Origin of the sequence: Escherichia coli (genome assembly GCF_036503815.1) — a bacterium.
Taxonomy (GTDB): domain Bacteria; phylum Pseudomonadota; class Gammaproteobacteria; order Enterobacterales; family Enterobacteriaceae; genus Escherichia; species Escherichia coli_F.
The window spans coordinates 3,481,331-3,495,080 of sequence record NZ_AP027764.1 but is presented as its reverse complement, the minus strand read 5'-3'; the positions used below and the strand labels follow the sequence as shown (position 1 = coordinate 3,495,080).

14 protein-coding genes are annotated in these 13,750 nt (G+C 49.9%); 5 read left to right on the top strand and 9 right to left on the bottom strand.

Going from position 1 to position 13,750, the window contains the following annotated elements:
* Positions 1 to 46 precede the first annotated feature (46 nt).
* Both cstA and ybdD read left to right on the top strand, forming a co-directional pair.
* A complete protein-coding gene (gene cstA / locus AABJ99_RS16830) occupies positions 47 to 2,152 on the top strand; it encodes a pyruvate/proton symporter CstA (protein ID WP_039021066.1) in 2,106 nt (701 codons plus the stop codon).
* Positions 2,153 to 2,285: 133 nt separating this feature from the next.
* A complete protein-coding gene (gene ybdD / locus AABJ99_RS16825; RefSeq protein WP_000460431.1) occupies positions 2,286 to 2,483 on the top strand; it encodes a YbdD/YjiX family protein in 198 nt (65 codons plus the stop codon).
* Between the two features lie 9 nt (positions 2,484 to 2,492).
* Here ybdD and hcxA read toward each other — a convergent pair whose 3' ends face one another.
* Complete coding sequence (gene hcxA, locus AABJ99_RS16820; protein ID WP_338387385.1) at positions 2,493 to 3,581, bottom strand: hydroxycarboxylate dehydrogenase HcxA; 1,089 nt, start codon at positions 3,579 to 3,581, stop codon at positions 2,493 to 2,495.
* Positions 3,582 to 3,689: 108 nt separating this feature from the next.
* On the opposite strand from hcxA, the gene ybdL reads away from it, so the two are divergent.
* Positions 3,690 to 4,850, top strand: coding sequence for a methionine-oxo-acid transaminase (gene ybdL / locus AABJ99_RS16815; protein WP_338387384.1), 1,161 nt, complete (start codon positions 3,690 to 3,692; stop codon positions 4,848 to 4,850).
* Here the strand turns inward: ybdL and ybdM are convergent, their stop codons facing one another.
* The 4 genes from ybdM to dsbG form a co-directional block, all read right to left on the bottom strand.
* A complete protein-coding gene (gene ybdM, locus AABJ99_RS16810) occupies positions 4,851 to 5,480 on the bottom strand; it encodes an IbrB-like domain-containing protein (protein WP_077782394.1) in 630 nt (209 codons plus the stop codon). It lies immediately after the preceding gene.
* The gene (gene ybdN, locus AABJ99_RS16805; protein ID WP_000029791.1) at positions 5,453 to 6,673 is read right to left on the bottom strand and encodes a phosphoadenosine phosphosulfate reductase; all 1,221 of its coding nucleotides are present in this window, start codon (positions 6,671 to 6,673) and stop codon (positions 5,453 to 5,455) included. The genes ybdM and ybdN overlap by 28 nt, the downstream gene beginning before the upstream one ends.
* Positions 6,674 to 6,819: 146 nt before the next feature.
* Positions 6,820 to 7,722, bottom strand: a complete 903-nt coding sequence (gene citR / locus AABJ99_RS16800; protein ID WP_338387383.1) for a DNA-binding transcriptional repressor CitR — start codon at positions 7,720 to 7,722, stop codon at positions 6,820 to 6,822.
* Positions 7,723 to 7,929: 207 nt separating this feature from the next.
* Positions 7,930 to 8,676, bottom strand: coding sequence for a thiol:disulfide interchange protein DsbG (gene dsbG, locus AABJ99_RS16795; protein ID WP_039021070.1), 747 nt, complete (start codon positions 8,674 to 8,676; stop codon positions 7,930 to 7,932).
* Positions 8,677 to 9,047: 371 nt separating this feature from the next.
* Here dsbG and ahpC point away from each other — a divergent pair, with 371 nt between their 5' ends.
* A complete protein-coding gene (ahpC, locus tag AABJ99_RS16790) occupies positions 9,048 to 9,611 on the top strand; it encodes an alkyl hydroperoxide reductase subunit C (RefSeq protein ID WP_000052796.1) in 564 nt (187 codons plus the stop codon).
* Between the two features lie 170 nt (positions 9,612 to 9,781).
* Positions 9,782 to 11,347 carry an alkyl hydroperoxide reductase subunit F gene (gene ahpF / locus AABJ99_RS16785; RefSeq protein WP_039021071.1) on the top strand — a complete coding sequence of 522 codons (1,566 nt, stop codon included), beginning with the start codon at positions 9,782 to 9,784 and terminating at the stop codon, positions 11,345 to 11,347.
* Between the two features lie 121 nt (positions 11,348 to 11,468).
* Here the strand turns inward: ahpF and uspG are convergent, their stop codons facing one another.
* The 4 genes from uspG to rna form a co-directional block, all read right to left on the bottom strand.
* A complete protein-coding gene (gene uspG, locus AABJ99_RS16780; protein ID WP_000278505.1) occupies positions 11,469 to 11,897 on the bottom strand; it encodes a universal stress protein UspG in 429 nt (142 codons plus the stop codon).
* Positions 11,898 to 12,020: 123 nt separating this feature from the next.
* Complete coding sequence (gene yldA, locus AABJ99_RS25045; RefSeq protein ID WP_349813939.1) at positions 12,021 to 12,110, bottom strand: small membrane protein YldA; 90 nt, start codon at positions 12,108 to 12,110, stop codon at positions 12,021 to 12,023.
* Between the two features lie 142 nt (positions 12,111 to 12,252).
* Positions 12,253 to 12,663, bottom strand: coding sequence for a nucleoside diphosphate kinase regulator (gene rnk, locus AABJ99_RS16775; RefSeq protein WP_000089731.1), 411 nt, complete (start codon positions 12,661 to 12,663; stop codon positions 12,253 to 12,255).
* Positions 12,664 to 12,892: 229 nt separating this feature from the next.
* Entirely contained in the window at positions 12,893 to 13,699 is an 807-nt protein-coding gene (gene rna, locus AABJ99_RS16770; protein WP_039021072.1) for a ribonuclease I, read from the bottom strand.
* Between the last annotated feature and the right edge of the window lie 51 nt (positions 13,700 to 13,750).

Genomic DNA, 13,750 nt, shown 5'->3' with positions numbered 1-13,750 from the left:
GAAACAAAATGTAACATCTCTATGGACACGCACACGGATAACAACTATGAACAAATCAGGGAAATACCTCGTCTGGACAGTGCTCTCTGTAATGGGAGCATTTGCTCTGGGATACATTGCTTTAAATCGTGGGGAACAGATCAACGCGCTGTGGATTGTGGTGGCGTCGGTCTGTATCTATCTGATCGCTTACCGTTTTTATGGTCTTTATATCGCCAAAAATGTATTGGCGGTTGACCCGACGCGTATGACGCCAGCGGTGCGCCATAACGACGGGCTGGACTATGTGCCGACGGACAAGAAAGTGCTGTTCGGTCACCATTTTGCGGCTATTGCCGGAGCAGGCCCGTTGGTGGGGCCGGTACTGGCGGCGCAAATGGGCTACCTGCCGGGGATGATCTGGCTACTTGCCGGGGTGGTTCTCGCCGGTGCGGTGCAGGATTTCATGGTGCTGTTTGTTTCCACGCGCCGTGACGGTCGCTCGCTGGGCGAGCTGGTTAAAGAAGAGATGGGGCCAACCGCCGGGGTGATTGCGCTGGTGGCCTGCTTTATGATCATGGTCATTATCCTTGCAGTACTGGCGATGATCGTGGTGAAAGCCCTGACTCATAGCCCGTGGGGAACGTATACCGTTGCGTTCACCATTCCGCTGGCGCTGTTCATGGGGATTTACCTGCGCTATCTGCGCCCGGGCCGCATTGGGGAAGTGTCGGTGATTGGCCTGGTATTCCTTATTTTCGCCATTATCTCTGGCGGCTGGGTGGCAGAAAGCCCGACCTTGGCACCGTACTTTGACTTTACCGGCGTGCAGCTGACCTGGATGCTGGTGGGTTACGGTTTTGTGGCGGCGGTTCTGCCGGTGTGGTTGCTGCTGGCTCCGCGTGACTACCTCTCTACCTTCCTGAAAATCGGGACTATCGTCGGTCTGGCGGTAGGCATTTTGATTATGCGTCCGACGCTGACCATGCCTGCGCTGACCAAGTTTGTAGATGGCACTGGCCCGGTATGGACCGGTAATCTGTTCCCGTTCCTGTTTATTACTATCGCCTGTGGCGCAGTTTCTGGCTTCCATGCGCTGATCTCTTCCGGCACCACACCGAAGATGCTGGCGAACGAAGGTCAGGCGTGCTTTATCGGCTACGGCGGGATGTTGATGGAATCCTTCGTGGCGATTATGGCACTGGTTTCTGCCTGTATCATCGATCCGGGCGTGTACTTCGCGATGAACAGCCCGATGGCGGTGCTGGCTCCGGCGGGGACGGCGGATGTAGTGGCATCTGCTGCGCAGGTAGTGAGTAGCTGGGGCTTTAGCATTACGCCAGATACGTTAAATCAGATTGCCAGCGAAGTGGGTGAACAGTCGATCATTTCCCGTGCGGGCGGTGCGCCGACCCTGGCGGTGGGGATGGCCTACATTCTGCACGGCGCGCTGGGTGGCATGATGGATGTGGCGTTCTGGTATCACTTCGCCATTCTGTTTGAAGCACTGTTTATTCTGACGGCGGTGGATGCGGGTACGCGTGCTGCGCGCTTTATGTTGCAGGATCTGCTGGGCGTGGTTTCTCCGGGCCTGAAACGGACCGATTCACTGCCTGCTAACCTGCTGGCAACGGCGCTGTGCGTGCTGGCGTGGGGTTACTTTCTGCATCAGGGTGTGGTCGATCCGCTGGGCGGTATTAACACTCTGTGGCCGCTGTTTGGTATTGCCAACCAGATGCTGGCAGGGATGGCGCTGATGCTTTGTGCTGTGGTGCTATTCAAAATGAAACGTCAACGTTACGCCTGGGTGGCGCTGGTACCAACGGCCTGGCTGCTGATTTGTACCCTGACCGCAGGCTGGCAGAAAGCGTTTAGCTCGGATGCGAAAGTCGGTTTCCTGGCGATTGCTAACAAGTTCCAGGCAATGATCGACAGCGGCAATATTCCGTCGCAGTATACTGAGTCACAACTGGCGCAGCTGGTGTTCAACAACCGTCTGGATGCCGGGTTGACCATCTTCTTTATGGTGGTCGTGGTGGTTCTGGCGCTGTTCTCGATTAAGACGGCACTGGCGGCATTGAAAGAGCCGAAGCCAACGGCGAAAGAAACGCCGTATGAGCCGATGCCGGAAAATGTCGAAGAGATCGTGGCGCAGGCGAAAGGCGCACACTAAAGTCAGAGTGAGGGGGGATGTTGGCGTAGTGCCTGGGGTTCCCCCTCACCCTAACCCTCTCCCCGGTGGGGCGAGGGGACTGACCGAGCGCGTTGATAGCACTCTCTCAGCAACCTGTTTACCGGAGGTATTGATGTTTGATTCACTGGCAAAAGCCGGAAAATATTTAGGTCAGGCGGCGAAACTGATGATTGGTATGCCTGATTACGACAACTATGTCGAACATATGCGGGTTAACCATCCTGATCAAACACCGATGACCTACGAAGAGTTTTTCCGGGAGCGGCAGGACGCGCGCTACGGTGGAAAAGGCGGCGCGCGCTGCTGCTAAATTTGTACGTCAGGCTTTAAACGATTCCACTTTTTCGAACGCTGCACGCAAGGTATCTGGTGTCAGCGTGACTGGCAGATAATGAATGGATTCCACCGGACGTAGGGTGTGGGCAATCATTTTGTTGATCTCCACCTGATTATTGATATCCACTTCCAGCTCCGCCAGCGTAGTCGGCAGATGAAAACGCTGATACGCCCCGGTTAATTGCGCCAGCACATCATCCTGACCCAGCAAGGCGCTTTGCACCAGAATTCCGTAGGCGACTTTGGTGCCGTGGAGAAACTTCTCGGTTTGTGGCAGTACAGTCAGACCGTTATGCACGGCATGAGCCGCCGCCACACGCGTAAAACGATCGCCCAGACCACCGACCATTCCGCCTCCGGCGATAATCGCATCGACCACATCGCAAAATGATTGCGTTAACTGCTGATTTTGCTGATCGGCAAGCGCCTGTTCGCTACTGTTTAACAAGACGTCGCGAATGACCTGCGCATTATTGATTCCCAGCCGTACGGTTAGCGGCAGCGTTTCTGGCTGAGGAGCCAGCACCACCGCTTCATACCATTTCGCCAGCGTGTCACCGATTCCTGCCAGCAGATATTCTTGCGGCGCATTGAGGATTATCTCCGGTTCCACCAGCACCATAAAATTGGCGTCGTCAAAAATCTCATAATGTAGCGCCTGTCCGGCATCGTTGTACCAGACAGAGAGTGGTGTCCAGGCAGCGCAGCTAGCGGCAATCGTTGGAACGGCAACAAACGGCAGACCGAGACGGCGGGCGAGGGCTTTCGCGGTGTCGAGCAGTGCGCCGCCGCCGACGCCAATCACCACGCTGCGATCGTCACCGGACTCAGCCGCCAGTTGTTGCACATTGCTTTCACTGCAATGACCGCGAAACAAAATATGCTTTGCTCCTGGCAGTTCAAACGCCGATGGAAGTTTGGTTTGCGCCGCGGCAAGTGCACATTCACCGTAGATCCACACTGCGCGAGAAAGTTGTTCATCAGTGAAAAAATCATGCAGGTGATTGAGACTGCCGGGATGAGAAAAGTAGTTAGCAGGGCCAACGACGACGCGAATAGGATTGTGAGGCATGTTGTGTTGTCCTTATTGTTTTATTTAGACATCTAAACGTCTTGATTGCCAAATACTAGCATCGTGTTATAGTGGCTTCAACACGCAACTTTGTCAGGCACAATAAAAATGACAAATAACCCTCTGATTCCACAAAGCAAACTTCCACAACTTGGCACCACTATTTTCACCCAGATGAGCGCACTGGCGCAGCAACACCAGGCGATTAACCTGTCACAAGGCTTTCCTGATTTTGATGGTCCGCCCTATTTGCAGGAACGGCTGGGGTACCACGTTGCCCAGGGAGCAAACCAATACGCGCCTATGACTGGCGTGCAGGCCTTGCGCGAGGCGATTGCTCAGAAAACGGAACGGCTGTATGGCTATCAACCAGATGCCGACAGCGATATCACCGTAACAGCAGGGGCGACGGAAGCGCTGTACGCAGCGATTACTGCATTGGTGCGCAATGGCGATGAAGTGATTTGCTTTGATCCCAGCTATGACAGCTACGCCCCCGCCGTCGCGCTTGCGGGTGGAATAGTGAAACGTATTGCACTGCAACCACCGCATTTTCGCGTGGACTGGCAGGAATTTGCCGCATTGTTAAGCGAGCGCACCCGACTGGTGATCCTTAACACCCCGCATAACCCCAGTGCTACTGTCTGGCAGCAGACTGATTTTTCCGCTTTGTGGCAGGTAATTGCCGGGCACGAGATTTTTGTCATTAGCGATGAAGTTTACGAGCATATCAACTTTTCACAGCAGGGCCATGCCAGTGTGCTGGCGCATCCGCAACTGCGTGAGCGGGCGGTGGCGGTGTCATCGTTTGGCAAGACCTATCATATGACCGGCTGGAAAGTGGGCTATTGCGTTGCGCCTGCGCCCATCAGCGCCGAGATCCGCAAAGTGCATCAGTATCTGACTTTTTCGGTGAATACCCCGGCGCAGCTGGCCTTTGCCGATATGCTGCGAGCAGAACCTGAACACTACCTTGCGTTACCGGACTTTTATCGCCAGAAGCGCGATATTCTGGTGAACGCCTTAAGTGAGAGTCGGCTGGAGATTTTACCCTGCGAAGGCACTTACTTTTTGCTGGTGGATTACAGCGCGGTTTCTTCGCTGGATGACGTTGAGTTTTGCCAGTGGCTGACGCGGGAGCATGGCGTGGCGGCGATCCCGCTGTCGGTATTTTGCGCCGATCCCTTCCCCCATAAGCTCATTCGTCTCTGTTTTGCCAAGAAGGAATCGACGTTGCTGGCGGCAGCTGAACGCCTGCGCCAGCTGTAATTATTTTACTGTCCAGGCGCGGGAATATTGACGGTCAGCAAATAACTCTTGCAGGCCGTTAATTTGTTTCAGGCGCAACACTTCGTCGCTGTCCATACCCAGCTCTTTGCCGATTTTTTTGTCGTCCCATCCCAACTGGCTGAGTTCACGAACGATTTCTGACATGGCTGTGATTTGGTGGCGTCCACGAGCGCGGTTATGACGAATAGTCGCGGCGATGCGTTCGTTACGTGTTCCTTCCAGACAGGTGACCGGTAAATATCCTTTTAATCGCATTTTTAACGTGTTAGAGCCTTTACCAATTTCATGACGGTGAAAGCCATCCACGATTTCCAGAGCATTTTTATCTGTGTGCGTGACCACAATAGGTTGGGTAAAACCATCTATCTCAATGGATTTTTGTAACAGTTTTTTCTCGGGCGGTGCCACATTGTTTGGGTTGTAATCATTTGGCATAAGTTGGCTGTTTTTAACCCACAGAACACAATCTACTGGCTCTTCACGAAAGGGGCTAACCTGATGGATCGCCAGGCGGATTTCGTTAATCGCTTTGATGCGATCGTCTTCCGGCAAGCTGGCGAGAAATTGGGTTAAATCCTGCGTTAATTGTTGTTGCATAGTATTCCCCACTCCTGACGTTTTACTTTTATCCGTTCGTTATAACGCTGATAATTCTTCGCTTTGGTTGGGCTAAATGATAATGCCCGACACCAGTAATCGTTATTCAGTAACACCTTGCAAATTCGCCGCCAGGAGGGGATATCTTTCGCGCCAATGTCCCCGTGCTGGGTCTGTGGCACCTCGACACCTTTTTTCTGATACCAATGCAAGTAAATGGCAATTTTGTTGCGGTAATGCTCAGCCGTTTTCTCCGGCATGCTATCAAGCAGCAATAATGCATACTCTTGCCAGTCTAAATGCTCTGGTTTGAGGATTTTCCGATGACCATAAAAATGATTGTCATGTCCGGCGTAAATGCCGCCACTTTTTACCCCGCTAACTCGTGCGCACATAGCAGCCCAGCGATCCGGTTCGATAACGTGATAGAGCCATAATCCTTGCCGTTGCTCCGGGCCAAAAGGTTCGCAAATTCGCATATGACGCAGGGGGACGCCTGCCTGATACATGATATTATACAATGGGTTACATAGGGCTTTATGATTAGCATACCAGGTCCAGATATCAGCTACTTTCCAGTCGTAGATGGGGTAAATGTACCAGCTGTGACCGCCTGGTGCGGCTGTGGTCCAGGGCTTATCATCGGCAAAACGTTGTTTACTTAAACTGGCGATGGCGACAAAACGGTTGTAGGACTCATCCGCACGGATGCCGATCATCATCGCCGCCGGACGTTTTTGTGAAAACCATTCGGCAAACTCACGTACAAATTGTTCGAAGGTCATGCCTGGCTGGTAAAAGGAGAAAAAGTCAGGATCGGTTATCGCTTCTTGCGGGGGCTGACGCACCCATTCGACATCAGATTCCCAGCACTGCCATTCTGGTTGGTATTGTGAAAGGGAATTTTGCGTCTTGAGTGGGAGTGCTACCCAGTAAAACTCTTCAATAACGTCGGTATACAACTCGCGTAACGACTGTACATAGTCGATGGTACAAGAGAACTGTGCTTCCCAGTCGATAAACAAAACGCAGATTTTTTTTCCCAATTTTCTGGCAAGTTCGGCGGTAAGATGCAGCATTAATCCGGAATCTTTACCCCCCGAAAAAGAAACGCAAACACGGGGCAAGGTGTTAAGTGTCCAGGTAATACGTTCCTGTGCAGCTTCTAAAATATTCAGCGGAAGAGGGATTTTATAAATAGACATCTGAAAACGCTCTCTGAACGTTACTGGGTGACTTGTGAGATGAATCCGCTAATTATAGGGTAAACGAAGCAAGATAGAGCACATTATTTTATATTTATACAATGAATTCATTGATGAAAAATATAACATTCTCCATTGATGATTAATTAGAAGCTATCATTTAAGCGGTCTATGAAACGGGAGAAGACCAGATTGTTTAACGAGTATTTGTTATAGGAAATATAAAGCTTGACCGCAGGAAGCGGATGTTTCAACTTTATTTCTTTTAGTTTCAGAAAATTGCGATGTAAATCGTACAGCTCGGTAGGGACAATTCCCAATAAGTCAGTAACAGAAATGCTATTAATTATGGTGAGTAAAGAGGAGCTGCGAAACGAAATTTTACGGTTCATAAATCGTTCGTCTATGTCTACTTGAATTTCATCAATTCCTGCTGATTTAGATATTAGCAGGGTGAATTCTTCGGCCATAATTTGTTCATGGGTACTGGTATCAGTAATACGAGGATGTTTATTGCTACAAATAAGAGAATTGCGAATGGTGTGTAATGGCATACAGATGACGGAGCGGCTAATCACCGGCTGTAGCGTGATTGCCAGGTCAGCTTTGCGTTGAACTAACAATTCTTCAGCGTTTTCAGCTGAAAGCAGTATGTCGTGGCATTCTATATCGATTGAAGTATCTTGTCTTAGACAGCGGATTAGCATGTTGTTATTACTACAAGAAATAAGCTGAGGACCGTAGATAATAAAATTTTTCTTCAGCTCAGACTTATTAACGATATTGATCGTTTGTTCAAGGCCTCGGAGATTTTTCTCAAGATGGTGATGCAGATTTAACCCTGTTGTAGTCGGCGCGATACCTTTCCCTGAGCGGATGAATAACGGGTCATTAAATTGCGCGTGTAAACGTTGTAACGACTGACTAACGGCAGATGGCGTTATATATAATGATTCTGCTGCTTTGCTAATGCTGAGGTGTTGATAAATGCACTCAAATATGACCAGTAAATTGAGGTCGAATTTTTTTAAATCATAAAGATTAGCCATAACATACTCCGTTATATTACCTTGTCCATGAATCATTCTTGTAATCAATGATTCTACTGTTTTATTTATATTTGTTATGTTTTATTACTTAACTCTGGATTAAGTTTTTCTAAAGTAACACAGTTGTCTGGAGGGGAAGAAGCAATTCATGCGTTTTTAGAATGGTTGAAAAGCAAGGATGTATTTCAACCACCCATGAATTATCTTCTATTTATTTTCCATAATGATATTAAGCGTTTTCTGATCGGGCAACCCCACGGCCTGTTGCAGCGTATTTTCCTTACTCATGTAATAGATAGCCGGTGTGACATTTGCCCCCAGATCGTCCATGAGTTTCTCGTTGTCGCTTAACACTTTCATTTGCTCTGTACTTACGTTTGTAGGCACATTTAGCTTAAGTTTTCCGCCAGAGGCTTCATATTCTTGCCAGGTTTTTGCGGGATCTTTAGAGGCCAGAATTGCCGCGGCTGTCGCCGGACTTTCTGGTTTGATAACCCCAACCAACAATGTTCTCAACTGTACTTTGCCAGAATCAACCCACGGGCGCGCCTGCTGCCAGAACTGTTTACAATATGGGCAGAACGGATCGGCGAAAACGTAGACTATGACTGGCGCGTCTTTTTTACCGTCGAGGAGCCAGTGCGATTGTTCCATCCGTTGCCACATTTCGCGTCCGGCTGGCGCATAAATTTCTTTTTCGATAAGCATGTTACTCAGGTTTTCACCTTTCTCGTTGTACATGTAACCAGAGATAGCGTGCTTACCATCTGGAGTCAGGTAGATGGTGACGCCCATATCCTGATACTTTCCGAGATAACCTTTCATTCCGCCGGGGGCATCGAACGTTTTGATGATCTTAATGCCCTGTTTTTCAATCGCTTTTACCGGAGCAGGAAGTTCCTCTGCAAAGGCGATTGCAGGAAGCAGAGCCAGTAAAAGTATCTTTTTTAACATTAATTTGTCCTTTTCAGTCAGTGCAAAAGTCGGGTAAAAGGCATAACCTATCACTGTCATAGGTAAGAGCTTAGATCAGGTGATTGCCCTTTGTTTATGAGGGTGTTGTAATCCATGACGTTGTTGCATTTGTAAGGGCAACACCTCAGCCTGCAGGCAGGCGCTGAAGATACCAAAGGGTAGTTCAGATTACACGGTCACCTGGAAAGGGGGCCATTTTACTTTTTATCGCCGCTGGCGGTGCAAAGTTCACAAAGTTGTCTTACGAAGGTTGTAAGGTAAAACTTATCGATTTGATAATGGAAACGCATTAGCCGAATCGGCAAAAATTGGTTACCTTACATCTCATCGAAAACACGGAGGAAGTATAGATGTCCTTGATTAACACCAAAATTAAACCTTTTAAAAACCAGGCATTCAAAAACGGCGAATTCATCGAAATCACCGAAAAAGATACCGAAGGCCGCTGGAGCGTCTTCTTCTTCTACCCGGCTGACTTTACTTTCGTATGCCCGACCGAACTGGGTGACGTTGCTGACCACTACGAAGAACTGCAGAAACTGGGCGTAGACGTATACGCAGTATCTACCGATACTCACTTCACCCACAAAGCATGGCACAGCAGCTCTGAAACCATCGCTAAAATCAAATATGCGATGATCGGCGACCCGACTGGCGCCCTAACCCGTAACTTCGACAACATGCGTGAAGATGAAGGTCTGGCTGACCGTGCGACCTTCGTTGTTGACCCGCAGGGTATCATCCAGGCAATCGAAGTTACCGCTGAAGGCATTGGCCGTGACGCGTCTGACCTGCTGCGTAAAATCAAAGCAGCACAGTACGTGGCTTCTCACCCAGGTGAAGTTTGCCCGGCTAAATGGAAAGAAGGTGAAGCAACTCTGGCTCCGTCTCTGGATCTGGTTGGTAAAATCTAAATTTCCTTCGTCTTTCGCGCTACCAACTCCGGCGCGAAATAGTTCGGAAATTCACCTAATTCTTCGGGTGCTGCGGCACCCGATTTTCTTCCCCGCACCATGATGCAAGCTGCATCCAGGTAGCCGCAGAGGCCGCTTGCATGATGATGTTTAAAGCCCAGGAGATAAACATGCTCGACACAAATATGAAAACTCAACTCAAGGCTTACCTTGAGAAATTGACCAAGCCTGTTGAGTTAATTGCCACGCTGGATGACAGCGCTAAATCGGCAGAAATCAAGGAACTGTTGGCTGAAATCGCAGAACTGTCAGACAAAGTCACCTTTAAAGAAGATAACAGCTTGCCGGTGCGTAAGCCGTCTTTCCTGATCACTAACCCAGGTTCCAACCAGGGGCCACGTTTTGCAGGTTCCCCGCTGGGCCACGAGTTCACCTCGCTGGTACTGGCGTTGTTGTGGACCGGTGGTCATCCGTCGAAAGAAGCGCAGTCTCTGCTGGAGCAGATTCGCCATATTGACGGTGATTTTGAATTCGAAACCTATTACTCGCTCTCTTGCCACAACTGCCCGGACGTGGTGCAGGCGCTGAACCTGATGAGCGTACTGAACCCGCGCATCAAGCATACGGCAATTGACGGCGGCACCTTCCAGAACGAAATCACCGATCGCAACGTGATGGGCGTTCCGGCAGTGTTCGTAAATGGGAAAGAGTTTGGTCAGGGCCGCATGACTATTTCCGAAATCGTCGCCAAAATTGATACTGGCGCGGAAAAACGTGCGGCAGAAGAGCTGAACAAGCGTGATGCTTATGACGTATTAATCGTCGGTTCCGGCCCGGCGGGTGCAGCGGCAGCAATTTACTCCGCACGTAAAGGCATCCGTACCGGTCTGATGGGCGAACGTTTTGGTGGTCAGATCCTCGATACCGTTGATATCGAAAACTACATTTCTGTACCGAAGACCGAAGGGCAGAAGCTGGCAGGTGCGCTGAAAGTTCACGTTGATGAATACGACGTTGATGTGATCGACAGCCAGAGCGCGAGCAAACTGATCCCGGCAGCGGTTGAAGGCGGCCTGCATCAGATTGAAACAGCTTCTGGCGCGGTACTGAAAGCACGCAGTATTATCGTGGCGACCGGTGCAAAATGGCGTAACATGAACGTTCCGGGCGAAGGTCAATATCGCACCAAAGGCGTGACCTACTGCCCGCACTGCGACGGCCCGCTGTTTAAAGGCAAACGCGTAGCGGTCATCGGCGGCGGTAACTCCGGCGTGGAAGCGGCAATCGACCTGGCGGGTATCGTTGAGCACGTAACTCTGCTGGAATTTGCGCCAGAAATGAAAGCCGACCAGGTTCTGCAGGACAAACTGCGCAGCCTGAAAAACGTCGACATTATTCTGAATGCGCAAACCACGGAAGTGAAAGGCGACAGCAGCAAAGTTGTTGGTCTGGAATATCGCGATCGTGTCAGCGGCGATATTCACAACATCGAACTGGCCGGTATTTTCGTCCAGATTGGTCTGCTGCCGAACACCAACTGGCTCGAAGGCGCAGTCGAACGTAACCGCATGGGCGAGATTATCATTGATGCGAAATGCGAAACCAACGTCAAAGGCGTGTTCGCTGCGGGTGACTGTACAACGGTTCCGTACAAGCAGATCATCATCGCCACTGGCGAAGGTGCCAAAGCCTCTCTGAGTGCTTTTGACTACCTGATTCGCACCAAAACAGCATAAGAAGAAGTAAGATTCACCTGCAATTGCTTAGCCGCCGGGGTCAAACCTGGCGGCTTTTTTATTGCAATAAAAAGCCCCGCCGGGATGGCTCCGGGCAGGGCGACATAAATACTTTTATCTATTAGCGAACGACCAGCACCGGCAGATTGGCGTGGCGGATAACGCTTGAGGCGTTAGAACCTAACAGATGGGTCGAAATCGATGGGTTGCGCGAACCGATAACGACAACATCAGCCCCCAGTTCTTCTGCCAACTCATTGACTTCATCCCGCACGCTACCAAAACGGACATGTTGTTTAATGCGGGAAGGATCGATGGTGAAGTGGCTGACCATCGTTTGCAAACGTTCTTCTGCTTCATGTTGCAGATGCTCTTCAAAACGACGTACATCAGCGGCAAAACGGTGCAGGCTCAGGCTGGCTGAGCCTGGTAGCACGTGAAGTAGATGAATAACTCCGTCATCCTGGGCGAGGAATTCAGCGTGGCGAACAGCTTTGTCGCTCAATTCCATTTCGAAAACATCCACTGGCATGATGATTGTTTTGTACATAAGCATTCTCTCCTTGTTTTTGCATGTATACATAACAGCACATTATTGATTATGAATCTATGATTTGCGAGGCTGATTCGATCTGAATTTGCGATTGATCTGGAAAATAAATAAAACCAGGTACTACCAGCGTTGTTCAAGGTATAGCACTGCAGCAACAATAATAGCTGCTATGAATATATAAAACGCAGTGATACTGAGAGCTTCGCTCATATGGGGTTCCGCAGATGAATAACCAGTTCAGATTAGAATGCTGTGCTTAAGAGCAAAATGATAAATCTGGTTGATATTTGAGCGGAAAGAGGATGCGAGTGCATCCTCTGGGCAAAGCGAGTTGTCGCTTGTGCAGATGGGATTAAAGCAGGTAGTCGCCAGCAGCTTCTGGCTGGTATTCGAGTTCCAGCACTTCAAGGTGGGTTGCAACGCCGCCCGGAAGTTCCCAGTGAATGGAATCGCCAACGCGCAGCCCCAGCAGTGCGGCACCTACCGGAGCCATAACAGAAAGCTGAGTATTGCTGTCAGTCATTTTAGCCGGATACACCAGCGTGCGCACACGCACTTCGCCATCGCTAAGATTGCGGAATTTAACCCGGCTGTTCATTGTCACCACGTCGTGTGGCATCTCTTCTGGCGAACACATTTGGGCGCGATCCAACTCTGCGTTTAACGCGTCGGCGATTGGCAAACCAGCATAGGCAGGTTGCTCCAGCAGAATATCGATGCGTTCGGCATCCAGGTCGTTAATGATGATAGTTGGTCTGGACATTTTTACTCCATGTCGTCGGTACTGCGAGTGTCGCAGATAAACATACCCAAAAGAAAACCCTCACCGTCAGGCGGCGAGGGTTTAACTCACATGATGATACTGACAGTTGCTCACTCTTTGAAGTGATTTGCGTCACATTCAGGGAATTCCTCAATGCAGCGCATTATGTATAAATCTTAATCGTCATGGTTTATGGAAGACGAATTAGCGTGTTTTGTAAATCAGATGATTAATAACCCGCTTTATCAATCACAAAGGTTTTGCCACAGTTGCCTGGGTGTGGTTGTGGCAAGAATGAGTTTGCAGAAAGCGGAGCGTTGATGGCGTCAGCTTTGATTGAAATCTGAATTTCAGTCAAATACGCAGGGTTACCCTGGCACGTTAGCTTAACGGCTTTCACGTTCTCTTTTCCCCAGCTTTTGGCAAAGGCGGCGTCAAAGTCACGGCGGCTCACTGTCTTACCGTAGTTATCCGCAAGGAATTTTCCGGCTTCGCTCTCTTTAATTTCTTGATTCAGGCGTACCATCGTGCCGAAGTAAGCGTCCGGATCAAAACCAAAGCAGACGCCGTGTTTGGCATATTCGTAACGTTCCAGGCAGGAACGACCGCCAGCTCCCGGCATGACTTCATTTAGTTTAGCTGCCGTTTCCAGCGATAACCCGGTTTCCGGCGATGAACACATCCGGCTGGCGCGCGCCTCTGGTAGATTCGGGATTGGGCGAGTAGCGCAACCAAAGCGCATCCAGCGTCGTTCATCAACACCACGGGCCGCAACCGATTTAGGCAATCCCGGCCATAGACCATGTACGGTCAGAAAGTCGGCTTTGTTGGGTGTTTCGGTTTGCAGGCGACATTCATCCCGTTCGTTACGATTTCGATCGTGTTGACTCTGGCAGAACCCGGTTTGCCAGGAGAGAGCAAGGACATAGCGATCAAAATCGCCATACTGTTTTGCCTGCAACGCCACAGCGTTGACAGAAGAGAAGGGAAGCAGAGAAACCGCGAGTAACGCGGCATTACGCCAGAATGCTTTCATAATGGGTGTGGAACTCATACATACACTGAATACTACCTATTAAATCATAAA

What these genes read in the sequence shown, in the direction of transcription:
- cstA (WP_039021066.1), top strand. Translation starts at nt 47, where the DNA reads ATGAACAAATCAGGGAAATACCTCGTCTGGACAGTGCTCTCTGTAATG.
- ybdD (WP_000460431.1), top strand. Translation starts at nt 2,286, where the DNA reads ATGTTTGATTCACTGGCAAAAGCCGGAAAATATTTAGGTCAGGCGGCG.
- hcxA (WP_338387385.1), bottom strand. Translation starts at nt 3,581, where the DNA reads ATGCCTCACAATCCTATTCGCGTCGTCGTTGGCCCTGCTAACTACTTT.
- ybdL (WP_338387384.1), top strand. Translation starts at nt 3,690, where the DNA reads ATGACAAATAACCCTCTGATTCCACAAAGCAAACTTCCACAACTTGGC.
- ybdN (WP_000029791.1), bottom strand. Translation starts at nt 6,673, where the DNA reads ATGTCTATTTATAAAATCCCTCTTCCGCTGAATATTTTAGAAGCTGCA.
- citR (WP_338387383.1), bottom strand. Translation starts at nt 7,722, where the DNA reads ATGGCTAATCTTTATGATTTAAAAAAATTCGACCTCAATTTACTGGTC.
- dsbG (WP_039021070.1), bottom strand. Translation starts at nt 8,676, where the DNA reads ATGTTAAAAAAGATACTTTTACTGGCTCTGCTTCCTGCAATCGCCTTT.
- ahpC (WP_000052796.1), top strand. Translation starts at nt 9,048, where the DNA reads ATGTCCTTGATTAACACCAAAATTAAACCTTTTAAAAACCAGGCATTC.
- ahpF (WP_039021071.1), top strand. Translation starts at nt 9,782, where the DNA reads ATGCTCGACACAAATATGAAAACTCAACTCAAGGCTTACCTTGAGAAA.
- uspG (WP_000278505.1), bottom strand. Translation starts at nt 11,897, where the DNA reads ATGTACAAAACAATCATCATGCCAGTGGATGTTTTCGAAATGGAATTG.
- yldA (WP_349813939.1), bottom strand. Translation starts at nt 12,110, where the DNA reads ATGAGCGAAGCTCTCAGTATCACTGCGTTTTATATATTCATAGCAGCT.
- rnk (WP_000089731.1), bottom strand. Translation starts at nt 12,663, where the DNA reads ATGTCCAGACCAACTATCATCATTAACGACCTGGATGCCGAACGCATC.
- rna (WP_039021072.1), bottom strand. Translation starts at nt 13,699, where the DNA reads ATGAAAGCATTCTGGCGTAATGCCGCGTTACTCGCGGTTTCTCTGCTT.